This window comes from Dorea ammoniilytica, from assembly GCF_025567415.1.
GTDB lineage: Bacteria > Bacillota > Clostridia > Lachnospirales > Lachnospiraceae > Claveliimonas > Claveliimonas ammoniilytica.
This window is the reverse complement of the sequence record NZ_JAOQJV010000024.1, coordinates 1-23,552: the sequence shown is the minus strand read 5'-3', so window position 1 is coordinate 23,552 and position 23,552 is coordinate 1. Positions and strand designations below refer to the sequence as shown.

The following is a 23,552-nucleotide window of genomic DNA, read 5'->3' as shown; positions in this document are numbered from 1 at the left end:
GTGATTACCTCCTTAAGATTTGTATTTTTTACGTCCGTACGGTTTTATCTTCTGGTCACATAGTATGCTATTTTTTTAACATTGAAAAGCTCGCAAAAATAATATAACAATTCAGTTTTCCTTAAGTTTAACGAATTTCCCTCATTTACGCTCTATTTTTCAGTTATTTTAATATCATTATTCAGAAAAGCTAATGAATAATATCGGGATATGAATTGATTATTAATGATATTTTTTATAAAATATGATAGAAAGATAACATTCTTCATCGGAACGGAGGTTCTTACATGTCAAAATACGATATAATTCTCGATGTTTACGAGAATCAGAGCATTTCAAAAGCAGCAGCCAAACATAACTACACACAATCCGCCGTCAGTCAGACAATCCGTAATTATGAAAAAGAAATCGGGCTTAAATTATTTAAGCGTTCCAAAAACGGAATGGAACCACTGCCCGGAACAGAACCTATTTTTACCGAGCTGAAAAATATGCGTGCCTGCGATGAACGTATCGGGCAGATTGCAGCCAATATCAACAATTTAAACAGCGGTTTTATACGCATCGGTACGATTCAAAGTATTGCTTACCACTGGCTTCCCGGTGTATTGAAGAATTTTTCATCCGAATATCCAAACATCACATTCCAGCTTTATGTAGATAGTTTTCAACAGCTTACTGAAAAAATCCACAAAAAAGAACTGGACTGCATTTTTGTTTCACAATACGTAGCCAAAGATCTTCCATGCCTCCCTATAGGAATAGATGAGCTTGTGTTGGTCACTTCTCTGGATCACCCACTTGCCAATAAACTGACTGTATCTTTCGCTGATATTGACGGTCAGTATTTTATCCTTTCGGCAGATGACTTTGACTACGAGACCGGTAAATTATTGCGCATGAACCACATTATACCCAACGTAAGATTCCGCATTAACGAGGATTACACTGCCATTAAAATGGTAGAACAGAATTTCGGCATTACCGTACTTCCAAAACTCTTATTGCATAACATTCCGTTCAACGTCTGTGTCCGTCCATTTACCGAACACTTGCGCAGGAACCTGGTCGTTGCCTATTCCGAGACTCCTGAACCGACCCCTGCACTGAATAAATTCCTAACATTCGCCACCAAAGGAAATAACGAATGTAAATTAATATAACAGCAACATAACGGCAAACAAAAAAGCCTGAGACCACATGACCTTATACCTCATGTAATCTCAGGCTTTTCATTTACATTACTTATAATCCATTACGAGAAACATTGGTTTGATTGCAATAATCTCCTCATATTCCTCCTGTTCAACTATAACGCTTGAATTCATCGCTTTCAGATCTTTTTTCAGAATCTGCAATGCTTCCGGAATCGTTCTTGCACGTCCTGTTCTCAGAATCATCTGCATCCTTTCCAACACGATCGGATGCGCATAATGCGCAGGCACCGGAAAATCCGGATAATCCTTAATATAATCTTCCATCGCACGAATAGAATCTGCCAATTGCTTTTCTATATAGTTGCGGTTATTTCTGGATGTAGGAAGCACATTTGCTCCTGCAAACAGGAAGATTGCCGCCAGACCAAACAACAGGAAATACATACCGAATCCCGCATGCGTCAGCAACGCCCAGACACCATATACGAATGCACCGGCACCCATAATAACAACGGCAAGTGCCACCCATTTATATGCCGGATTACTTCTGTCATAGATTCGCTTCTTCTTAGCAGACCGGCTGAGATCCACATAAATATCAGACTGATTTTTCAGAAACTTTTCTGCCTGTTCCAGTCTGTCAAGACACTTTCTTGTCTCTGCAGTTACATTGACCTCCCGCTGTCTTTCCGCAAGCCTTCGTTCTTTCTCTGCCAGCTTACGCTCTGCCTCCACACTATGTACAGGAATGTCCGGATACGCTTCCTCTATATAAGCAAGGAACCTGTCCACATCTTCTTCGTGTTTGAAATTGCATTGCTTTTCCTGACCATTGCCATATGCAACCACAAGATAGGATAATGTTCCAAATACTCCTTTTCCTGTAAAGCCGCCCTTACTCATTGCAACCCTTTTAAAAATCCTCCTTACGGAATGGATCGGTATGTAATATATTCTGTCAATATAAAAACTGTTCAGATATAACGCTTTCTCACCAATTCCACAAGGTCCGATCTTTCTACAGTTCTTCTTATCAATCAGTAATTCGTCATCCGGAATGGATATCTCTCCTAATCTATGTGGTTTAAACATATTATCATCTCGTTTCTATCTTATTCTTATGCTCTTATGCCTGCTCTTTCATCGGCTTCTTTGTCGCATGGATAAAAATACCCAGGAATAATACTGCAAATATAATACCTGCCGGATAAGCTACTGCTGTAGATAATCCCAGACACTCTTCTGCACAGGTGAAATAAGTTACAGAAACCGCGCTCATAAATGTTGCCGGAACTGCTGTGATCCAGTAATTCTTCTTCTCACGGAACAGATACATGCTGGCTGTCCACAGAACGATCATAGCCAGTGTCTGGTTGGTCCAGCTGAAGTATCTCCATACGATGGAATAATCCAGATGTCCGACAAATGCGCCAACAGCAAGAAGCGGAACACACAATACCAGTCGTTTCTGCATCTTACCCTGATCAATCTTGAACCAGTCTGCAAGTACCAGTCGTGCGCTACGGAACGCTGTATCACCGGAAGTAATCGGACAGGCAATAACACCAACCATGGCAAGTGCAACACCTGCAGTACCCATTGTCTTGATACATACATCATAGATAGCTGCTGACTGTCCATTAGCAAGAATATCATTCAATCCTGTGCTAAGTCCACCTGTCACTTCGTAAATAGCACATCCTGCTGCTGCCCAGATCAATGCGATTACACCTTCAGCAACCATGGCACCATAAAATACGAAATGTCCCTGCTTCTCAGACTTCATACACCGTGCCATAAGTGGTGACTGTGTTGAATGGAATCCGGAAATAGCTCCACACGCTACTGTGATAAACATAAAGCTCCAGATTGGCTTGCCTGCCGGATGCATATTGGTAAAATGGCTCCAAATCTCAGGAATCGTGTAACTTGGATTTGTAAAGATACCAAAGATAACACCAATTGCCATGATAATCAGGCAGATACCAAAAATCGGATAAATACGACCTATAATCTTATCAATAGAAATAAATGTTGCAATAAAGTAATATGCCAGGATGATCCACAGCCATACTTCCGGATTAGCAAATGCACCGGTAACTCCTTTATTGCCAAGCAACGTAACAATCAGTCCTGCCGGTCCTACTGCAAACACCGTACCAACCATAACCAGAAGTACTACACTGAATACACGCATGACATTCTTCATTACATTTCCAAGATAAATACCACATACCTCTGAAATAGATGCTCCTCCATTTCTTTCAGAAAGCATACCTGAAAAATAGTCATGTACACCACCGGCAAAGATTGTACCGAATGTAATCCATAAAAATACAACCGGTCCCCACAATGCACCCTGCATTGCTCCGAAGATTGGTCCCAGTCCTGCGATATTAAGCAGCTGTACCAGGAACAACTTCCACTGTGGCATTACCACATAGTCAACACCATCATTGATCCTGACTGCCGGTGTCTCTCTGTCATCCGGCGCAAATGTGTTTTCTACCACTTTTCCATAAACAAAATAGCCTCCTATAAGAAGCGCTAAGCAAATGATAAAACTAATCATACAAACACCTCCAATGTTCTCTAATTCTTAACATTTCCTTAACCGATTCTTATTATAGGCTTCTTTTATAAAAATTCAAGTGATTTTATAAAGTTTTCGTTAATTTTCTACAAAAGCATGCGTATTTTTCTCGCTCTGGATTTCATCAGCTTTAAGAAAAATCTGATTTTGTTACCGCTGCAAACACAAGCACTGTTCCAATAAACGCCATAACAATACCGGCCATAAGCATTGCACTTACACCCCAGTTCAAAAGCTGTCCTCCGGCAAAATTACCTGCCGAGCATCCCAACGCATAAGCCGCTGTCATAAATGCCTGTCCCTTTATCATATCGTTAGCTTTTACTTTCTCTTTTGCATAATACACCTGAGCCGGTGCCAGCAATGCATAAGACGATATCTGAAGCACTTCCAGCAGATAAACGGTTGTTATATTTCCGGCAAAATAAAAGCCAACTGCTTTTATAAGAAAAGAGACTGCCGCAACCTTCAGCAGATTCGTGTCACTCGACAACTTTCGTATTTTATAATAAAAGAAAATTGCAGGTGCTGCCACCGCTCCCTCAATAAACAGGGCAATGCCTACGTGACTGCTATTGCCGCCCAGTGCATTCATAATCACGATCAGATAGTTTTCTGTCATTGCATGGAACATTCCCAGAAAAGCTATTCCAAGCAAAGATATACAGTACCAGCGATAATGAATAAAGAACTCATAAATGGAAAGACTTTTCTGTTCTTCTCTGACCAGTAATCTGCTTTGTTCGATCTGTGGGAATCCCACCAGCACGATCATGCTCTCAAGTCTTACTGCCAGCAAAAGTATCAGCATCCAGGTTATACCAAATTTTGCGATCACCCATCCCACGATCAGGCTCGACACAGCGCTTGCCACTGCCCCGACTCCACGGGCCGCGCCATAATTCACAAAATATCCTGCATCATTGTAAGCAACACTAATCGAATTTAACAGCGGAACCATCGCGTCACTGCTCCAGATACTGACCATATAAAACACGGCCATTAACATCACCGGAATTCCCGGAATCAATTGCAAAATAAAGCACACGCCGCATAATGCAGACATGATGATCATCATCTGCGTTAATACAAACTTTTCTGTCCGATCCGCAAAAGATGCAAGAACCGGCTGTGTCAGACAGGAACAAATTCCTGCCAACGCCAACAAGACACCCACCACACCAGAATGGATCCCTTTATCTAACAGATATGTCGTTGCAAAGACCGCAGCTCCCGTCGATGACGCCCAGTGTGTAAACTGTATCGCACTATATCGGTATGTAAGATTCATACATTTCCTCCCTGATGAGAATTTTCTTTCATTCTATCATATTTCACCCGGCTTATCACAATAATCGAGTAGGCTGACACCTGCTCGACGTACAACAAAGAATGTGCCTTGGCACATTCTCGCGGAGCGTTTTTTACTTTACAGGAAAGCAATTTCCTGTAAAGCAAAAAACCTCAGGATACTTCCTGAGGCTTCTTAAGAGGCGCCAACCAGATTTGAACTGGTGATAGAGGTGTTGCAGACCTTTGCCTTACCACTTGGCTATGGCGCCTTAACATATAATGCACTCTCGTGCAGTGACTCCACCGGGAATCGAACCCGGGTTACCGCCGTGAAAGGGCGATGTCTTGACCGCTTGACCATGGAGCCATATCGTCACCGCTCAAGCAGTGACCGTTAATTATATTAACATAGCTTTTTATAAAATGCAAGCGTTTTTTCTTTTTAATTTAAATATTTATGTTCGGAGTTTTTATTCTTCCCACAGATAATACGCTACTACCAGATCCGCCATCCTTCCGTAACTCTGTACGCCATCTTTTTGTCCATTCGCCTTAAGGTAATTATCATTGATCTGCTCCGACACTTCTGCCACAGCGCCGTCCCATTTGTCCCAGAATTTGCTGTTTTCCCTCAGATCTACGTCTGCTTCCTCTGACAATATTTCCCGAATTTCTGACCATGCCGCCCGGTCTTCTTCATACAGCACATTCATACAATGAATCCACGCCAGCATACTGCCACTGTACTGCAGTTCTGTCTCCGGCGCATCCTTACATGCCAGCCATGCGATAAAATTCGCTTCTTCCTCCTGCATAAATCCTCGCAGATGGGATAACTCATGACATGCCGTAAATGGAATGTTATAAGGCGTCATATCCTGATTATAATTCGCCTCTACCGTAAACGGCGAATAAATCCCTGTCAGATTCTGCACTGACAGAAACGCCGAAAAAGCAAGCGGCTTTGGCTTTGGATAGTAACCTGCCAGCACGTCCCATTTTTCACCCAGACGTTCCATTGCAGCAACTGCTTCTTCCCGCTCATTACCGCTCAGCACCATCACGCCATCCACATCGCGTTCCACCTGTCCGGCATATGTATTAATCCGTTCTGTCAGATCCACACACACGCCTTTCAGCTCATCCACCGTATATGTGTCTGCTTTTAGTCTGATACTCTCCGCGAAGGAATTCCTGTGATAATTAATCCCACAGTTTGTCATATATAAGACCGCCAGAATCAGTGCTGTTATGCCAAGCCTCCGTAAATACCGGAGTCCTTCTTTTTTATCTGCTTTCTTCTTTATCAACCGGTATATAATCCGCACTAACGATCCAATAAGCAGCAAAATCCCTGCATACAACAAAAACTCTGCCACGGAAAATGGGAATATACCAAAGAATCTTCCTATCAGCGATACAATCCACGGATAGATATGTTCCGAATACCACTGTGCCATACTCGTTACTCCACCGCTACTACAGGTTCACATCCGCACACCTGAATAAAGAAGCGGTAAATCTCCGGCTCCTGATTGGATGTAACGAATAAGCTTTTCTCTTCTTCTGCTTCTATCAGCAGATAATTTCCTGTTTTCCCCTGTTCAAACCAGAGTCTGTAATTCACAGGACGATGCTTGCCAAGCTGGTATGGTATCTTCGTAATGGCAAATGTATATGTACCTGTATTTTTCTCAAATGTATATTTGATATTGTCCTCAAACCTCGGATGCTCCAGCAGTTCGACAATCTCACTCGCAGACTTATCAAGGCGGAATACCAGTCTCTTCTTTTCTTTCTTTAAAAATGCCACTTCCGGCACCTCCTTCATCGGATTTGTGCTGTCGATCATTCCGACCTCTCAGTTTCTCTGTCAGTTTCGCATCCGATTTTCTTCATAAATGCAGATACCGTTTCCCGATATCCCTCATAATCTACCATATAGCTCAAGGTATGTCCAGCCTCTGGTACAGTAAAGATCATCTTTTCAGATGCACATGCTTCATAATTTCTCCGGCTCATCTCGCATGGTACCAGACGATCATCCTCGCCATGGATAAACAATACCGGAACCTTACATTTTCGAAGCGCTTCCTCTGTATCTCCGTCTTCCAGATCAAAATGTCCAAACAGCTTCGCCCCCAGCCTTGCCAACGGATACATGATCTTCACCGGTAGTCCGCGGTCTCCTGACACCTTCTGTACAATCTCTTTCGGAGAGGTATATCCACAGTCTGCCAGAATGCCTTTTACTGTATTCGGCAGATCAAGCCCTGCTGCCAACAATACGATAGAAGCTCCCATGGAAATGCCGCCAAGCACAATTTTCGTGTCTTCCCCAAACCGTTCTGTCGCATACTTTGTCCATTCCAGACAATCGTATTGTTCTTTGATACCAAAGCTTAAGACTCTTCCTTCACTTTTTCCGTGTCCGCGCTCATCTACAAGAATCACATTATGTCCTGCCTCTCTAGCAAGCCAGAATCCACCACAGAAATCGCGTTCTGCCGCACCATGATAACCATGGAACAATATCTCTAACGGTGCGCCTGGCTTCTGTTCATAATACTTGCCATACAATTTCAATCCATCCTGCGACCGAACACTCACCTCTTCATACGGAAGTTCCCTGATTTTCTCCCTCAGTTCCTCTGCCTGCTCTTTATACGGCTGATACTGAGACCCTGACGGGAATTTCACCTGTTCCGGTCTTTTCTTTGGACACACGAATACCTGCCTGTAAATCAATGCTGTCATCATGGCTGCACTTCCTGTCACTCCTGCCAGCACAGCCCAGATACCTTTTCGCGCTTTCATAACATCACTCCTGTCATATATCATTCTATAGAAAGCGGGCGGGATATGCTCCATATCCCGCCCTAATATGTTTACTTTCTATTATATTTTATCCCTTTACACCACCAGCAGTCAATCCACTTGTCAGATTCTTTTCAATTCCCATGAACAGAATTACAACCGGAAGAATTGCAAACAGTGATGCTGCAAATAGATACTGCCACTCAATCATGTTATATCCATTAAAGATATTGATACCGACTGTTAATGGCTTGCTTGTGTCGGTAGAAATTAATGTCAATGCAACCGTATATTCGTTCCATGCATTGATGAAGATAAAAATCAATGTAGTAACGATACCAGGTGCAGCCACCGGAAGCAGAATACGGATCAATGCCTGGATTCTTGTGCAGCCGTCAATCGTTGCCGCCTGCTCCATCTCCGGTGAAATACTCATAAATGTACCACGCAGCAACCAGATCGTAAACGCCTGATTAAATGCCGCATTTACAAATATCAGTCCGACAATACTGTCCGTAAATCCAAGAACTGCCATAACCTTATAGATACCGATTACCAGTACTACCGGAGCAAACATCTGCGATACGATTACGAAACCAAGGAACGCTGTTTTTCCCTTAAATTTCATACGTGACAACGCATATGCTGCCGGAATTCCGCAAAGCATTGCAAGTAATGTAGATCCTCCGGCGATCAGCAGTGAATTAACTGCATACTGCGCCAATGGAGCTCTTTTCCAGACATCAATAAAGTTAGACCACATCGGTTCAACAGGTAAGATCGTACCATTAACAGAAAAGATTTCTGCACGGCTCTTCAATGCCGAACAAAACATTGCAAAATATGGATATAATGTAAAAATACATATATCAATCACTACAAAGTAAAGGAGAATCTTTAAGATGATCTGTTTTGTTGTTAATTTCTTTGTATTCATATCTTAATCTTCCTCCTTTCTGAGTACTGATATCATATAAATGCTTGAACATACCAGCAGGATCAGGAAGCCGATTACAGAAACTGCAGCTGCCTCTCCCTTCTTACCGTTATAAAATGCCAGTTTATACAGGTATGTAACAATCGTATCTGTCTTGCTCGCCGGATCTCCCTTAGTCATTGTCCAGATGATCGGGAATGAATTAAATACATAGATAATATTTAAGATCGTACTGATTGTTAACTGAGGTTTTACCAGCGGAATCGTGATTTTAAATAACTTCTGCCAATAATTACATCCATCCACCGTTGCTGCTTCATAAAGAGTTGAATCGATGCTCTGCAATCCCGATAAAACTGTAAAACATACAAACGGAATGGTTACAAAGATACCACAGGCAATCTCCCAGGCAAAGTATGCACCTGCCGTTGGCGTCCAGTTTATATTCTTTTCAATAATTCCCAGTGTTTTTAACAGAGTATTTAATGTTCCGTAATCAGTATTAATGATAAACTTCCATACCGATGCCTGAATTACAAGTGTTGTAGCCCACGGAAAAACAATAATCGCACGCGCGATCTTACGTCCTTTGAATTTGTTATTTAATATAAGAGCAAGAATGAATCCCAGCAAAGTGGACAATCCTACTACCACAACAGTCCAGACAACCGTATTTTTTAACACCATTGGAAACGCCGATGTATGGATTACTTTCAAAAAGTTATCAAATCCAGTAAATTCTTTTACAATTCCAGCCCTTGTAACCTTGCTTAATGACATTCTCAATATAACAAAAATAGGAATGATAATAAAAACCCCCATCAGGATCATACTCGGTGCCATCCAAATGTATGGTTCCACTTTCCGAAACTTTTTCTTATTCATAGTTATCCCTTCTAACTTTTTCTAGAAAAAATAGGGGAGCAGCAAATCGCTCCCCTATCTACATGTTCATTATGCGTGAATTTAAATTATTCTCCTGCAATAGTTGTCTGAAGTTCATCAAGCAGTGTCTTAACGTCTTCACCATCAAGAGCTCTCTGTTCAACGTCGATAACACCCTTCTTAACATCTGCCCACTCAGCTTTTGCTGTTGGGTAGAATTTACAGCTGTCAAGGATAGAAATCCATGATTCCTGTGATGGATCAGCTTTAACCATTGCCTCTGCTCCACTCTGTGTAGCCGGCAGGAATCCTTCCATCAGTACCCACTCAGAATAACGTGCATCATCGTAGAAATAATCGAAGAATGTCTTGATTGCTTCAATCTGCTCATCTGAGTAGTCATGATCGAAGCACATAAATCTGTCCATAACACCTGCAGATACAGATGTACCAGTATTGGTTGGAATAGATGCTACACCATAATTAACTTCATATCCACCATCTGCGCAGTATGTTGGAAGGCTGTTTGGTGCAATTACCATAGCAAGCTTGCCAGCTCCGAACAGATCCTGAAGATCATAGCGTGTCTCAGTTGCAGGTTTTTCATTGGTAAGACCATCTTTTACAAGACCAATCTCATACTCAACTGCTTCTACGTTAGCATCAGAATTCAGTGCCCACTCTCCGTCTTCGTCAACGAAGCCGCCGCCGTTATTCCATGTATAGTATGCAAATGCGGCCTGACCTTCATCAGTTGTCATATCAATACCCCATGGATAAACATCTGGGTTAGTCTCTTTAATCTTCTCACATGCTGCTTTCAGTTCATCCCATGTTGTTGGAACTTCAACGCCTGCTGCATCAAGAATATCTTTGTTGTAATACATCGCACGAGCAGATGCAAGGTCAGGAATTGCCCAAACTGTTCCGTCAATCTCTGACTGTTCCAGGAAAGCCGGATACATCTTGTTGTATGTCTCTTCAGATACCACATCCTGAATTGGAAGCAACAGATCATCTGCCTGATAATCTGCAAATACGTCAATATTCAAAATATCCGGTTCCTTGCCACCAGAAATACGTGTGTCAATTACAGATGAAATATCATTCCATGATACTACTTCTACACTTAGGTCGATATCCGGATTGTCCTTGTTAAAGTCCTTAACAAAATTATCCCACCAATCTGAAGTGTTCTGTCCATACTGAGCTGCTACAACGCTGATAGCCGTCTTTCCATCTTCGGATTTCTTGTCATCTGACTTAGAATTGCCACATGCAACCATTCCGAATGCCATTGACATCACGAGAAGTGATGCAACTAATTTCTTTTTCATAATTCTCTCCTCTTCTTAAAATATAGAAACCTTTCCTCTAGTGACCGCAAGTATTTTATCTTGCATTGTGTATGGATTCTTGTCAAAGCATTAATTAATTCGAGTTTCCTCTCTCAACTCTATTCCCCGGGCATCTTCAACCTTGTCCTTACACCACATTTATTATGTTGCTTTCATTTTCTCACATATTTGCACAAAAGCCTTTGCATTATCAATCTTTTATTTTGCACGATTGACTACATTTTGAAATCCAGCAGCTTTTTTAGCATTCATATCTTTGTACTATTTTCACAAAATGGTTTCAGAGCCTGGTAAGTAGAGATATTCTCCGGATATACCTGGATCATGTCACTTGCCGTTCCTGACTGGATCTCATTGGTAATATTATCCCAATATCCATCATAACCAGCTCCCAGAACCTCGATCTCAACATCTGGATTCTTTTTGTTGTATGCTTCCAGAAGAGCATCGATTGCTTTCTGATGTGGTTCCTCTACATATACGGATGTAGAGAATGTCAGCTTAATCTTTCCATCCTTTTCGCCCGAATCCTCTGAATCGTTCTTGCTTCCGCATCCTGCAAGTCCAGCCACCATAGCCGCACAAAGCAGAACAGAAAGTATACGGTTCCTCTTTTTCATACCTTATCCTCCTTTAGTACTGAATATAATACGCTATATTCATTTTCTCGCCATCTTGCACAAATTACTTTGCATTATCAGCTATTTAATTTGCACAATCCGCTTCATACTCCGAATCAGCAAATTTTTAAACGTTTATTTTTTGTGCATTTTTGCTTTATTTCATAGCGGACAATGCTGCTTCATCCGCTACTACTACCACGTCATTATGAAGCTGCAGGACAGATGCCGGCACCTTCGGTGTGATCGGTCCGCACAGTGCTTTTGCTAATGTCTCAGCTTTATCCTCTCCGCTGACCATCAGAAGTACTCTCTTTGCACGCATAATCGTTCCGATGCCCATTGTATACGCCTGTTTCGGCACATCGTCTGCAGATGCGAAAAATCTCTTATTTGCCTCAATCGTGCTCTCCTGCAGATCTACACAGTTGGTCATCTTGGTAAATTCATCACCCGGCTCATTGAATCCGATATGTCCATTGTGTCCCATGCCAAGAAGCTGGAGATCCACTCCACCCATACTCTTAATCTGATTCTCATAGCGGATGCATTCTTCCTGTGGATCCTCTGCAATACCATTTGGCAGGTGTGTATTCGCCGGATCAATATTTACATGATCAAAGAGATGTTTGTGCATAAAATAATAATAGCTCTGATCGTTATCTCTGGTCATTCCTCTGTACTCATCCAGATTCACGCTCTTCACTTCTGAAAAATCAAGATCTCCCTTTTTGTACCATTCCACAAGCTGCGCATACATGCCTTCCGGCGTAGAACCGGTAGCAAGCCCCAGCACACAGTCTGGTTTTGTAATTACCTGTGCAGAAATAATATTTGCTGCCTTTCTGCTCATATCCTGATAGTCTTTTGCTTTGTATATTTTCATAACATCCTCCTTCTCGGCACTTATAACAGTGCACCTTTTTTAATAATTTGCTTTATATTCAGATCCTGATCTAACAGAACCAGATCTGCATACTTTCCTGCAGTTATACTGCCATACTCCTTATCAATACCAAGGCATCTGGCCGGATTAATCGTCGCACATTTCACTGCTGATTCCAATGAAATATCCATCTTCTTCACTACGGTGCGCATACAGTCCATAAGATTCGTCACCGAACCCGCCAGTGCTCCGTCCGATACCAGCGTTGCCCGATTACCATTTACCTGCACATCAAGTCCGCCCAGGGTGTAAACACCGTCAGGCATACCTGTCGCGCGCATGCTGTCACTGATCAGTACAATACGGTCATCACCAAGCATCTTAAACGTGGCTCTTACCGTTGCCGGGTGAATATGAACACCATCACAGATCAGTTCGGCCCACACATGATCACAGTCTGCAACTGCTCCCACCACACCTGGTGCCCGATGCGTAAATGGCGGCATGGCATTATAAAGATGCACCGCATGATCTGCACCTGCCCGAAATGCTGCAAGCGCTGTATCATAGTCTGCATTCGTATGCGCCAGCGACACATGGACTTCATCCTTTACTTCTTTGATGAATGATACAGCATCTTCACTTTCTTCCGGTGCAATGCCGATAAACTTCACCAATCCTTCTGAAGCCTTCAAAAATCTGCGGCAGATATCTACATCACACGAGATGATATTCCTCTCATCCTGCGCGCCTTTCTTTGCCGGACTGATAAACGGTCCTTCCATGTTGATTCCCACAATATCTGCTCCCGGTGCAGGATTCTTCCGATACTCAGCAGCATTTGCAAGAATCTGTTCCAGTTCAGCTGTCGGAAGTGTCATAGTTGCAGGTGCGATCGTTGTAACACCTACCGAAGCCTCATATGCACTGATTTTTTCCAGGGCTTCCCTTGATCCGTCACAGAAGTCTGCACCAATACATCCGTGGAAATGCAGATCGATGAGACCAGGAAGGGCATATGCACCTTCACCATCGATCACTGGCTCCGAAGCATCTTCTGTGATAGATCCGGCAAACCGTTCTCCCTCTATGTATATTTCTGCGTCTTCAAAGTTACAATTTTCGGTATATTTCTTAACATTCTTAATGATCATAATACTTTGCTGTGATCTCCTTCATCTGATCCCATTTTTCTTCCATATCTTTTACCAGTTTGAACTGTGTTCTGCAACGATCCAGATTATGACCTTCCCGATGTACCTTAAAGTAATGATCTCCCTCCAGATAATCTGTCAGGAAACGCATACCACACTCGTAAGTCATCGTCTTTGCTCCCATTGGCAGAAGTTCCATCTCACGGGCAGTGAGTTTACCGTCACACCCTTCAACGAATCCTTTTGTATAGGCTTCAAAGTATTCCATACTGCAGGATACTTTGTCCAGATCTTTCTCATCTTCTGCTGCTGTACTTGCACCAAATCGGATAGAATCGCCAAAATCATTCACAGAAAGTCCCGGCATTACCGTATCCAGATCAATCACACACAATCCCTTTCCTGTCACATTATCAATCATAACATTATTCAACTTGGTATCGTTATGTGTTACACGAAGCGGAATCTCGCCATTAGCCAGACAATCACACAGATAATTGGCCACATCTTCACGATCCAGCACAAACCGGATCTCTTCCTGCACATCCTTCGCACGTCCCATCACATCCGCTTCGACTGCTTTCTTGAAGACTTCCAGTCTGGCTTTGGTATCATGAAATCCCTTGATCACCTCGAACAATGTATCTGCCGGATAATCCGCCAGCATTCTCTGGAAATTACCAAATGCTACGCCACTCTGATAAAACTGCTCCGGTCTTTCTACCTGGTCAAAGCTGGTTGCGTCTGTGATAAAGATATAGGATCTCCAATAATCACCAAACGAATCTTTATAATATGGCTTGCCATCTACTGCCGGGATCACACTCAGTGTCTCACGCGTCGGATCACCTCCGGCCGCCGCTATCTTCTCACGCAGAAAATCAGTCACACCCAGAATATTCTCCATCAGCTGAACCGGTTCCTCAAATATTGAATTGTTCATCCGCTGAAGAATCGCTTTCATCCGTCCCATCTTATTCAATTCGAACGTCAGCAGAAAAGTATCGTTGATATGTCCATTTCCAAAAGGTTCGTCCTTGATCAGTCGTCCCTCATACTGAAAATGTGCAATCGCTTCGCTCTTCTGCACCTTCATCACCCGTGCCATAATTTTCCTCCTTTTATCCAAACCACCAGTTTGTTTGTATTGTACTTCACAATTGCACAAAAATCTTTAGCTGATTCTTCGCTATTTTTGCACAATCGTCCTCTTTTTTTTGCATTTTTTTGAGTTATACGTTAAAATATTTGTATAAAAGTTACTATTCACAGCCGATATACAGATACTGATAAGAGCGTCGTGCTTGCACGTAAGCGATTGTCAGCATCTATATATCGAGCCTGTGAAGCAGGAACTCCACCCACATAAGCAGTCTTAACTCCGTCAGGAGTGAAACTGGAGCCTCGAAAGAGGCGACGAGTGCGCATGTGCGTGGAGGACTGTGAATAGTACCGTACAACACAGAGGTGACTTACATGGCATATATTGGCAACGAATTAAACACAGTATTCACTGTAGGAAAACTCTACAGTATTCACTATTTTGAATACATGAGCACATTTGCATTCGAAGGGGAATCCCATAATTTCTGGGAGTTCGTATACGTAGACAAGGGTGAGGTAAATATCACTGCAGGCACGCGCAATATTGTATTAAAGAAAGGGGAAGTTATATTTCACGAACCAAACGAATTTCACAACGTTAAGGCAACCGGTGATATTGCCCCTAATCTGGTCGTTGTCGCATTTGAATGCACCAGTGAAGCCATGCAGTTTTTCCGGCGCAGGATTCTAAAGTTAGATGATATGGAACGCACACTGCTTGCCAACATCATTGTAGAAGCAAGACATTGTTTCGACTGCCGACTGGATAATCCTTATCTTCAAAATATGCCAAAGAAAGAACAGGAAGACTTCACCGGCTCTGAGCAGCTCATCCGTCTTTATCTGGAACAGTTTCTGATCTTTTTGACCAGACACCAGCTGAGCATGACTCCGGCTGACACAGTCTCTGATTCCCGTGCCATCAAAGCCACCAAAATCCGCAATGATCTGGAGATTTTCCGCCGGGTCATTGAATATATGGAAGCAAATCTTTCCGAAAAACTGACGATCCAGAAGATCTGTCGGGATAATCTGGTCAGCAGATCCCAGCTTCAGAAGCTTATTATGCAGCAGACCGGAATGGGCATTATCGAATATTTTTCCCATTTAAAAATCCGTGCAGCCAAGGAAATGATCCGCACGCAGAAGATGAATTTCACCCAAATTTCGGATACACTCGGATATTCATCTATCCATTATTTCTCCAGACAGTTCAAAAAAATAACCGGCATGACTCCGTCAGACTATACCTCTTCTATCAAGGCAATGTCTGATCCGGAGACGGCCGGCAAATAATATTTCTATTATAATCATTGTACATGAGCATGCTCCTGCGACGTCACAGATACGCGCTTCGGCATGCTTTTTCCAGAAATCGGAAGCTCCATATTCATCACCGCAATTGATCCCAGAACCAATACAATTCCTGCAAGATTACCCAAGCCTACCTTTTCATGGAAAACCATCACACCTACGATTACCGCCACAACATTCTCTACAGATGCAACCACCGGAACTTTACTGCTTTCTTTGATCTTGCTCACTCCATTAAAATATATGATATAGCAGATTCCTGTCGGAATCAGTGCATACACGAAGCCATACGCAAGAATCTTGAGATCCATCGGATCTGCCACTGTCGTCCATGGATGTCCGAACAAACCAAGGAATATTGTTCCAAACAGGAAATTGTAAGTTGCCACAACAAACGGAGAAGATTCTCCGGATGCTAATCTCCCAAAAATACCTACCAGCGAATAGCATGCCGCAGATGCCAGGCCAAACAGCAATCCTGAAGCTGCAAACGACATTCCCTTCAGGCTTCCGCCAGTCACCGTCAACACACATCCTGCCAGATTCAGGATCATTGCCAGATATTTATTCGGTCCGAATTTCTCGCGGAACAAAAAATACGATATTACACTTGCAAATGCAGGTGCCATATAAGTCATGACACAGGCAAAAGATACGCCCAGACTGTTGATAGCAGAACTATATACGTAATTGTACAACGCCTGGCAGACCAATCCTAACAGCGCGCAGGAAATCAATGTATTTTTACTGATCTTAAAAGCTTTCGGTCCCTCTTTCACCAACGTGATCACCGTCAATATCAGCAGGCTCAATGCGATCCGCACAAATCCGGTATACGCCGATGTAGACCCTGCTCCCTGCATCAGTTTTACGAAAAGTCCATTGGTTCCCCACAGACATCCTGCCACAAATATACATCCATAACTCTTCCAGGCACTGTTCATTTTCTAATTCCCTCACTTCATAGAATCGCGTACATTTTCACGCTCTATAAGAGAATCTAGCACCAGAAGACTTCCGCTGTCAATAACCTTTTTTCACCAAAATGCTTATATGATTATTAGCATCCCTTATCTTATAAATTTCTCACACCCTGATTATTTCTTATTCTCAGATAATTACCAAGATTTGTCACACACATCAGCGTCGCCACGAGAAATGCACCCGGTATCAGGATGATCCACCATGCTCCATTTAGCAGTGCCTGATCCGCTAACGACAACATACTGCCCCAGGATACCACCTCCAACGGCAGACCAATCCCCATGAAACTCAAGGTCGATTCTGCCACGATCGCTCCGCGGACATTCATAACTACCATAAACATGATCGATGAGATAAAATTCGGTGTCAAATGGCGGATTAATATATAGAAGAAACTTCCTCCCATACTGCGTGCCGCCAGCACATATTCGCTGTTCTTTAGCCGAATCACTTCTGTCCGCACAATCTTCGCAATGCTGGTCCAGCTCGTAATTCCAATCACAAATGCCAGCGACCAGATTGTTGCTTTTCCAATTACTGCCTGCAGTAAAATAATGATCAGAAGTTCCGGCACACTTAAAAATATCTCCGTCAGTCTCATCAATATTTCATCCAGCCATCTCGGTGCATAACCACTGACTGCACCGAATACAATTGCAATCGCCGTCGAAATTGCCGTCGCGAGGAATCCTATCGCCAGAGAAATCCGTCCGCCATACCAGATCATGGAAAAAATATCACGTCCCATGGTATCCGTTCCGAATAAAAATTCACTATTCGGCGCATGACTGTAATTAGCCAGATCCATATATGTAGGATCTTTGATCATGATGAAACGACACCCGATACATCCGAGGATAATCAGCCCCAACAACACTGCAGAGATTATCGGCTTTTTCTGCTTCATCGCATGATCACCTCCACATTCTCTGTCAGATCCGGGCCTTTCATCCGCGGATCAATCCGTTCATTAATCGTCTGCGCGATCATATTGCACAGAATCACAAGTGCTCCCGACAGCAGGCAGATTACCATCAACAGGTTATAGTCCTGATATCTCGCACTCTCATAAGACAATGTGCCGATCCCCGGATAGGAAAATACCATTTCTATAATATAAGTACCGCCCAGAATATGTGGTACTGATATTGCCATAATACTCAGATATGTAGGAATAATATTGCGCACGCAATGACGAAACATAACACTTTTCCCGGTAACACCCTTAGATTTGGCAAGAAGCACATAGTCTGCGCGCACCTCTTCCAGCAGTTTATTGCGGATCAAGTACGCATAATACCAGAGATGCCCCAGCACCACGACCGTCATCGGCAGAATCAGATGCAGGATACGATCACCCAGATCATTCTCTTTTCCTATTGTATAGGCTCCGCTGCTTGGAAGTACTTTGAGTTCCACTGCAAAAATCAGAATCAGCACCAGCGACAGCCAGAATTCCGGAATACAGCTGGTCACCGTTCCAATCTTGCAGATCGCACGGTCAATCAGGCGTTCCTCGTTCCACGCACACCAGATCCCAAGAAGCAGTGCCAACACAAAGATCAGCACGAATCCCACTCCTCCAAGTAGCAGTGTATTCCCAATTCTGCCTTTGATCACTTCCAGCACATCCATTTTATACTTATATGAAATGCCAAAATCTGCACGTACTGCCCGCCCCAGCCATTTACCATACTGTACAGTGATGGATTCGTGAAGACCAAGCTTCTCTTCTGCCCATGCACGCTCTCCGGCGGTCATTTTCTCTGCCCGGTCACCGTAATAAGATACCAATGGATCGCCCGGTGCAAGCCTTGCTATATAGAATACAATTACCGACAAAAGAAAGATACTGACCACAAATATAAGCAGGTTTTTACCATAATAAATCCATGGATTTTTCCGCATTCTTATGCTCTCCTCTCTTCTTTTCTTCCCGGTTCCGGTATTGGGATAGATTCCATCAACCGCTTTGTATAAGAATGTTTCGGCTGCGCGAATACATCTTCTGTGAGTCCGGCTTCTACTAATTTGCCATGATACATAACACCTACACGATCACACAAATATTCCACCATAGATAAATCATGTGCAATAAACAGAAACGTAAAACCATGCTCTTCCTGCAGATGCCGGAACAGATTCACGATCTGTGCCTGGATCGACACATCCAGAGATGCGATCGGCTCATCCGCGATCAACAGCTCCGGCTCCATAATAACCGCACGGGCAATTGCCACCCGCTGCCGTTGTCCGCCGGAAAGTTCCCCCGGAAACTTGTCCATAAAGCTTTCATCCAGTCCCACATATTTCATCTGAAATGCTGCTTCTTCCCGATAAGTTCCGCGCTTTGGTCGGATATGATTGATCACGAGAGGTTCTGTGATAATATCTTTCACTTTCATCCGCGGATTCAGACTGGATGTCGAATCCTGGAAAATAATCTGTATATTCTGCCGAATCTGTCTGCGCATCTTCCGGTATGCCTTTCTGTCATGCAGCGGTATTCCATTATAATACACTTCTCCAGAACCATTATGATATAAATTCATGATACATCTGGCTACTGTAGATTTACCGGAACCAGACTCTCCCACCAGTCCAAATATTTCTCCTTTTCTAAGCTGAAATGACACATCATCCACTGCTTTTACCGCAAGCTTTCTACTCAATGAAAATGCATGATTCAGATGTCGTACATCCAACAGGACTTCCGCATCCTTCCATTCCTGATGTATTACTCTCTTCTTCCTATTTTCCCGTCCAAACATAATCTTCGGCGCATCTTCCGCCAACAACCATGTAGCCGCATAATGGGTATCACTCACCCGAAACATCGGCGGTTCTTCCTCATAATCTCTGGCAACTGCGTAAGGATTCCGGCACGCAAACGCATCTCCTTTCGGTGGATGTGCCAGGTTCGGCGGCATTCCCGGTATGGTAAAGAGTTCTGCTTTTCCTTTTGACAGAGCCGGGAGCGACTGCAGCAGTGCCCATGTATACGGATGTTTCGGCTGATAAAAGATCTCTTCAGTTGTACCGATCTCCACAATCTTCCCCGCATACATAACCGCCACCCGGTCTGCCACTCCAGCGACCACACTCAGGTCATGAGATACCAGAATTGTGGCTGTCCTGAACTTCTTCTGTATATTGCGGAACAGTTCCAGAATCTGGGCCTGGATCGTCACATCCAGAGCCGTCGTCGGTTCATCTGCGAAAAGTATACGTGGATTCGATGCCAGTGCGATTGCCAGGACACATCTCTGGCGCATACCGCCTGACATCTGCCCGGGATACTGCTGCATCCTTTCTTTTGCACGATCAATACCTACAAGCCCCAGAAGTTCCAAAACTCTTCCATCCAGTTCTGCTTTTCGGATCTTTGGTTCATGCACACGCACTGCTTCTGCAATTTGTGTACCGATCTTCATCGTCGGATTAAGTGAAGTCATCGGATCCTGAAACACCATTGAGAATACATTTCCCCGAAGCTTCTCCATCTCCCGTTCCCGGTAATCGGTAATATCCACGCCATCTACAAGGATACGTCCACCTGCAATATAAGCCGTCTGTGGGAGCAGCTTCATTACGCTCTTGCAGAGCACGCTCTTACCACATCCTGACTCGCCCACGATTGCCAGCACTTCACCTTCCTGCACTTCCAGACTGACGCCGCGCACCGCCTGCACGATCTCTTTTCCTGTATGAAATTGTACAGATAAGTCCTGTAATTCCAGTGCTGCTGACATCTTACATCCCTCTTTATCTCTGATTATTCTATCGTCCAGTCTGCCACATTCCAGAAGATACCCACACCATGATGTCCCATAACAGTGTCCGGCTCAATTCCTTTGATCGATGACTTTGCCACATAATTAGCATCGATATAGCAGATAAATGTATACGGCGGATCCTGCGTAAGCTCTTGCAGAAATCCTGCATAAGCCGCCTTTCGCACCTCCGGATCTGCTGACTGACGCGCTTCTGTCAGATACTGATCTACTTTCTCGTTAGAATAGCTAGAATAATTCGCACCTTTTCCGGTTCCAAATACTTTATAGGTATGGTCATCTGCATCAAACGGACTTCCCCATCCGATCAGATATGCCATCTGTCCTTCCCAGTCTACCTGTGCCGGAACTTCCACTGTCACATCAATACCGATTGCTTTCAACTGCTGTGCTGCGGCCTGCGCAATATCCACACGAACCTGATCGCCGGCACCCACACAGATTACAAATCCAAGCTTCTCGCCATTTCTGTAGTAATAACCATCATCCTTCTTCTCACATCCAACAGACTGTAGAATCTCTTCTGCCTTCTCCGGGTCATAATCAAAATGTTCAATATTTTCATCATTGTACACATTACGCTGGATCGGGCTATACGCCGTCATTCCTTCTCCCAGCAGTACCGCATCCACGATTGCCTGCCGGTCAATTCCATAATTTATCGCCGGAATAATGTCTTTATTCTCCTGCCAGTACTCATTTGCAAAATTATAAAGAATCCCCCGGTAATCGGAAGTCTTCATATCATAACAGGTGTACCCTTCCTTATCTGCAAATTCCTTTGCATCCTTTGGAGTCAAAAGTGCCAGATCCAGATCACCCGACTTCATCTGCATTGCTTTGGCATTATCATCTGTCACGATCTTGAATATGATCTTGTCAATGTTCGGTGCACCTTTAAAATAGTCCTCATTTTTTACCAGCGTAATCGCCTGTCCTTCGTCCCAGCTGTCTAGCTTATAAGGTCCTGTTCCAATCGGATGCCGAAAGAACTCAGACTCTTGCATATCCTCTCCTTCCAGGAGATGCTTTGGCAGAATCGCCATTGTCATATAATCCAAAAATGCCACATTCGGTGCATCCAGCTTAAATGTGATCGTATGATCATCCACCACATTAATTTCCTGCACATCTTCATAATTCGGTGCATTTTCCGAACCGTTATCCGGATCCATAATAGACTCGATGGTAAATTTCACATCATCAGCTGTAAAATCTTCCCCGTCATGCCACTTTACACCCTCTTCCAGATGAAATGTATATGTGTATGTAGATTCATCAAATTCCCAGCTCTTGGCAAGCCCCGGTACAACCTCATTATTACCGTCATGCGCTGTCAATCCATTAAACAGCAGGATATTGATCTCTCCATGTTCATCCATCGCCGGATTGATCCTCGTATAATCATTGCTTCCATAAACTAATGTGTTACTTTCCTTTGATGCATCCTCACTTTTTCCTTTTTCCGATGATGCCCCACAGCCTGCTAATCCCACCGCCATGCTGAGCACTAACGCTCCTGCTAACAATCTCTTCATCCTTTTACTCTCCTGTCCGTTATTAATCTGATGATATTTCAGATTTTATGATATTAATTTATCAAAATTTGAAGACCTGAGACAAGCCCCCCTTAGGGTTAGGGAGGCAGGTTTACCTTATAATACAAAAATTTTTACCTTAATAGGTATTTTCTCGCCTTGCGCTCACCTTTTCCAATCAAAATTTTATCTTCTACCATCTTTTTCAATAATCTTTTTGCTGTTGAATCTGCAATCCCCAATAATTCTCTCGTTTCTTTATTGCTTATTGAACCACGCTCCTTTATATATTCTATAATTTGTGTATACCTTTCATTTCTTATCGGCTTTTTATCGGCTTTTATCGGCTTATCTTCATTTTTTTCATTTGTATACCGATAAAAACAAACAACAAACCCGGTCTTCTTTTTCTGAAATTCATATCGAACTCCAGCATTATCACAAGCATTTGCTATGCGTCTTAATCCTGTTCCAAAACTCTCTATATCTTTTGAGTAATACAACATTCTAGCTATTTTAGGATTTCTCCGAATCGGACGTTCTGCTCGTTCAATATAATCACGCGGTTCTAATCCTTCCGGAAATGCGCCTGGATTATATATTTCAATACGATCTTTATAAATTGCCACTTCATTACTCTCTCCCGAAGAATAATCCTTATGACAAAACGAATTCACTAACGCTTCTCGAATTGCATCAGTTGGTATTTCCGGTATTTCTCTTCGTCGTATCTCTCCAGTAAATTCCGCCCTCCAATGAATATTGCTTTTTATATAATTTTCTGCAATATCTACTAATTTCAACACCGATCCATGATACCGTTGAATATCATTAAAAGTTAAACGTTCATTTGTCGCAAAAATGGCCATCTGCACATCTTGAAGAACATCGTCACTAAATAGTACTTTTCCAGCATTCAATAACTTATTATCTTCTATTAATTCTAATTGATTCAACACCGTTTCTTTATTTGTATACTCAATCGCAATACGCCCAACATCCTGCGCATGCATTACATATTTTTTGGCTCAATCACAAATTTTGTGGGATTTCCGATTCCTCTCGTAGCTCTGTCGGCTCATATCGAATAGCTTCAGAAAGAAATATTCGTCATCAGG

The 23,552-nt window shown here is 43.1% G+C and carries 21 protein-coding genes and 2 tRNA genes; 2 read left to right on the top strand and 21 right to left on the bottom strand.

Annotated features, from left to right (window positions below):
• The first annotated feature begins 287 nt into the window (after window positions 1-287).
• Entirely contained in the window at window positions 288-1,163 is an 876-nt protein-coding gene (locus tag OCV65_RS12530; protein ID WP_262582329.1) for a LysR family transcriptional regulator, read from the top strand.
• Between the two features lie 78 nt (window positions 1,164-1,241).
• Here the strand turns inward: OCV65_RS12530 and OCV65_RS12525 are convergent, their stop codons facing one another.
• The 15 genes from OCV65_RS12525 to OCV65_RS12455 form a co-directional block, all read right to left on the bottom strand.
• Entirely contained in the window at window positions 1,242-2,249 is a 1,008-nt protein-coding gene (locus tag OCV65_RS12525) for a DUF4349 domain-containing protein (protein WP_262582328.1), read from the bottom strand.
• Window positions 2,250-2,283: 34 nt separating this feature from the next.
• Entirely contained in the window at window positions 2,284-3,729 is a 1,446-nt protein-coding gene (locus OCV65_RS12520; RefSeq protein ID WP_262582327.1) for a carbon starvation CstA family protein, read from the bottom strand.
• A 151-nt stretch (window positions 3,730-3,880) separates the two neighbouring features.
• Complete coding sequence (locus tag OCV65_RS12515) at window positions 3,881-5,041, bottom strand: MFS transporter (RefSeq protein ID WP_262582326.1); 1,161 nt, start codon at window positions 5,039-5,041, stop codon at window positions 3,881-3,883.
• A gap of 200 nt (window positions 5,042-5,241) precedes the next feature.
• Window positions 5,242-5,312 (bottom strand) — tRNA-Cys (locus OCV65_RS12510).
• Between the two features lie 26 nt (window positions 5,313-5,338).
• Window positions 5,339-5,410: transfer RNA gene (locus OCV65_RS12505), tRNA-Glu, on the bottom strand.
• 103 nt (window positions 5,411-5,513) lie between these two features.
• On the bottom strand, window positions 5,514-6,503 hold the full coding sequence (locus tag OCV65_RS12500; RefSeq protein ID WP_262582325.1) for a DUF3810 domain-containing protein: 990 nt from the start codon (window positions 6,501-6,503) through the stop codon (window positions 5,514-5,516).
• 5 nt (window positions 6,504-6,508) lie between these two features.
• On the bottom strand, window positions 6,509-6,895 hold the full coding sequence (locus OCV65_RS12495; protein WP_262582324.1) for a hypothetical protein: 387 nt from the start codon (window positions 6,893-6,895) through the stop codon (window positions 6,509-6,511).
• Window positions 6,892-7,860, bottom strand: coding sequence for an alpha/beta hydrolase (locus tag OCV65_RS12490; protein ID WP_262582323.1), 969 nt, complete (start codon window positions 7,858-7,860; stop codon window positions 6,892-6,894). The genes OCV65_RS12495 and OCV65_RS12490 overlap by 4 nt, the downstream gene beginning before the upstream one ends.
• Before the next feature lie 88 nt (window positions 7,861-7,948).
• On the bottom strand, window positions 7,949-8,797 hold the full coding sequence (locus OCV65_RS12485) for a carbohydrate ABC transporter permease (RefSeq protein WP_262582322.1): 849 nt from the start codon (window positions 8,795-8,797) through the stop codon (window positions 7,949-7,951).
• Between the two features lie 3 nt (window positions 8,798-8,800).
• On the bottom strand, window positions 8,801-9,682 hold the full coding sequence (locus OCV65_RS12480) for a carbohydrate ABC transporter permease (RefSeq protein ID WP_262582321.1): 882 nt from the start codon (window positions 9,680-9,682) through the stop codon (window positions 8,801-8,803).
• Between the two features lie 86 nt (window positions 9,683-9,768).
• The gene (locus tag OCV65_RS12475) at window positions 9,769-11,019 is read right to left on the bottom strand and encodes an ABC transporter substrate-binding protein (RefSeq protein WP_262582320.1); all 1,251 of its coding nucleotides are present in this window, start codon (window positions 11,017-11,019) and stop codon (window positions 9,769-9,771) included.
• Between the two features lie 269 nt (window positions 11,020-11,288).
• Window positions 11,289-11,660 carry an ABC transporter substrate-binding protein gene (locus OCV65_RS12470; protein ID WP_262582319.1) on the bottom strand — a complete coding sequence of 124 codons (372 nt, stop codon included), beginning with the start codon at window positions 11,658-11,660 and terminating at the stop codon, window positions 11,289-11,291.
• 157 nt (window positions 11,661-11,817) lie between these two features.
• Window positions 11,818-12,546, bottom strand: a complete 729-nt coding sequence (gene nagB, locus OCV65_RS12465; RefSeq protein WP_262582318.1) for a glucosamine-6-phosphate deaminase — start codon at window positions 12,544-12,546, stop codon at window positions 11,818-11,820.
• Window positions 12,547-12,566: 20 nt separating this feature from the next.
• Window positions 12,567-13,700: an N-acetylglucosamine-6-phosphate deacetylase gene (gene nagA / locus OCV65_RS12460; RefSeq protein WP_262582317.1), complete on the bottom strand. Its 1,134-nt coding sequence runs from the start codon at window positions 13,698-13,700 to the stop codon at window positions 12,567-12,569.
• Window positions 13,690-14,808, bottom strand: a complete 1,119-nt coding sequence (locus tag OCV65_RS12455) for a phosphotransferase enzyme family protein (RefSeq protein WP_262582316.1) — start codon at window positions 14,806-14,808, stop codon at window positions 13,690-13,692. The genes nagA and OCV65_RS12455 overlap by 11 nt, the downstream gene beginning before the upstream one ends.
• A gap of 368 nt (window positions 14,809-15,176) precedes the next feature.
• Here OCV65_RS12455 and OCV65_RS12450 point away from each other — a divergent pair, with 368 nt between their 5' ends.
• Window positions 15,177-16,100 carry an AraC family transcriptional regulator gene (locus OCV65_RS12450; protein ID WP_262582315.1) on the top strand — a complete coding sequence of 308 codons (924 nt, stop codon included), beginning with the start codon at window positions 15,177-15,179 and terminating at the stop codon, window positions 16,098-16,100.
• Window positions 16,101-16,114: 14 nt separating this feature from the next.
• Here the strand turns inward: OCV65_RS12450 and OCV65_RS12445 are convergent, their stop codons facing one another.
• The 6 genes from OCV65_RS12445 to OCV65_RS12420 form a co-directional block, all read right to left on the bottom strand.
• Window positions 16,115-17,062, bottom strand: a complete 948-nt coding sequence (locus OCV65_RS12445) for a DMT family transporter (RefSeq protein WP_262582314.1) — start codon at window positions 17,060-17,062, stop codon at window positions 16,115-16,117.
• Between the two features lie 131 nt (window positions 17,063-17,193).
• On the bottom strand, window positions 17,194-18,009 hold the full coding sequence (locus OCV65_RS12440) for an ABC transporter permease (protein WP_262582313.1): 816 nt from the start codon (window positions 18,007-18,009) through the stop codon (window positions 17,194-17,196).
• Window positions 18,006-19,010 (bottom strand): ABC transporter permease, encoded by a 1,005-nt coding sequence (locus OCV65_RS12435; RefSeq protein WP_262582311.1) that lies wholly within the window; start codon window positions 19,008-19,010, stop codon window positions 18,006-18,008. Before OCV65_RS12435 ends, OCV65_RS12440 begins: the two co-directional genes overlap by 4 nt.
• Before the next feature lie 2 nt (window positions 19,011-19,012).
• On the bottom strand, window positions 19,013-20,854 hold the full coding sequence (locus OCV65_RS12430) for a dipeptide ABC transporter ATP-binding protein (RefSeq protein WP_262582310.1): 1,842 nt from the start codon (window positions 20,852-20,854) through the stop codon (window positions 19,013-19,015).
• 23 nt (window positions 20,855-20,877) lie between these two features.
• Window positions 20,878-22,434 carry an ABC transporter substrate-binding protein gene (locus tag OCV65_RS12425; protein WP_330666943.1) on the bottom strand — a complete coding sequence of 519 codons (1,557 nt, stop codon included), beginning with the start codon at window positions 22,432-22,434 and terminating at the stop codon, window positions 20,878-20,880.
• Between the two features lie 134 nt (window positions 22,435-22,568).
• Window positions 22,569-23,447: an ATP-binding protein gene (locus OCV65_RS12420; protein ID WP_262582309.1), complete on the bottom strand. Its 879-nt coding sequence runs from the start codon at window positions 23,445-23,447 to the stop codon at window positions 22,569-22,571.
• Window positions 23,448-23,552 lie beyond the last annotated feature (105 nt).

Bases quoted from the DNA above. Each gene is read 5' to 3' on its own strand.
- OCV65_RS12530 (WP_262582329.1), top strand. From the start codon at position 288: ATGTCAAAATACGATATAATTCTCGATGTTTACGAGAATCAGAGCATT.
- OCV65_RS12525 (WP_262582328.1), bottom strand. From the start codon at position 2,249: ATGTTTAAACCACATAGATTAGGAGAGATATCCATTCCGGATGACGAA.
- OCV65_RS12520 (WP_262582327.1), bottom strand. From the start codon at position 3,729: ATGATTAGTTTTATCATTTGCTTAGCGCTTCTTATAGGAGGCTATTTT.
- OCV65_RS12515 (WP_262582326.1), bottom strand. From the start codon at position 5,041: ATGAATCTTACATACCGATATAGTGCGATACAGTTTACACACTGGGCG.
- OCV65_RS12500 (WP_262582325.1), bottom strand. From the start codon at position 6,503: ATGGCACAGTGGTATTCGGAACATATCTATCCGTGGATTGTATCGCTG.
- OCV65_RS12495 (WP_262582324.1), bottom strand. From the start codon at position 6,895: ATGATCGACAGCACAAATCCGATGAAGGAGGTGCCGGAAGTGGCATTT.
- OCV65_RS12490 (WP_262582323.1), bottom strand. From the start codon at position 7,860: ATGAAAGCGCGAAAAGGTATCTGGGCTGTGCTGGCAGGAGTGACAGGA.
- OCV65_RS12485 (WP_262582322.1), bottom strand. From the start codon at position 8,797: ATGAATACAAAGAAATTAACAACAAAACAGATCATCTTAAAGATTCTC.
- OCV65_RS12480 (WP_262582321.1), bottom strand. From the start codon at position 9,682: ATGAATAAGAAAAAGTTTCGGAAAGTGGAACCATACATTTGGATGGCA.
- OCV65_RS12475 (WP_262582320.1), bottom strand. From the start codon at position 11,019: ATGAAAAAGAAATTAGTTGCATCACTTCTCGTGATGTCAATGGCATTC.
- OCV65_RS12470 (WP_262582319.1), bottom strand. From the start codon at position 11,660: ATGAAAAAGAGGAACCGTATACTTTCTGTTCTGCTTTGTGCGGCTATG.
- nagB (WP_262582318.1), bottom strand. From the start codon at position 12,546: ATGAAAATATACAAAGCAAAAGACTATCAGGATATGAGCAGAAAGGCA.
- nagA (WP_262582317.1), bottom strand. From the start codon at position 13,700: ATGATCATTAAGAATGTTAAGAAATATACCGAAAATTGTAACTTTGAA.
- OCV65_RS12455 (WP_262582316.1), bottom strand. From the start codon at position 14,808: ATGGCACGGGTGATGAAGGTGCAGAAGAGCGAAGCGATTGCACATTTT.
- OCV65_RS12450 (WP_262582315.1), top strand. From the start codon at position 15,177: ATGGCATATATTGGCAACGAATTAAACACAGTATTCACTGTAGGAAAA.
- OCV65_RS12445 (WP_262582314.1), bottom strand. From the start codon at position 17,062: ATGAACAGTGCCTGGAAGAGTTATGGATGTATATTTGTGGCAGGATGT.
- OCV65_RS12440 (WP_262582313.1), bottom strand. From the start codon at position 18,009: ATGAAGCAGAAAAAGCCGATAATCTCTGCAGTGTTGTTGGGGCTGATT.
- OCV65_RS12435 (WP_262582311.1), bottom strand. From the start codon at position 19,010: ATGCGGAAAAATCCATGGATTTATTATGGTAAAAACCTGCTTATATTT.
- OCV65_RS12430 (WP_262582310.1), bottom strand. From the start codon at position 20,854: ATGTCAGCAGCACTGGAATTACAGGACTTATCTGTACAATTTCATACA.
- OCV65_RS12425 (WP_330666943.1), bottom strand. From the start codon at position 22,434: ATGAAGAGATTGTTAGCAGGAGCGTTAGTGCTCAGCATGGCGGTGGGA.
- OCV65_RS12420 (WP_262582309.1), bottom strand. From the start codon at position 23,447: ATGCATGCGCAGGATGTTGGGCGTATTGCGATTGAGTATACAAATAAA.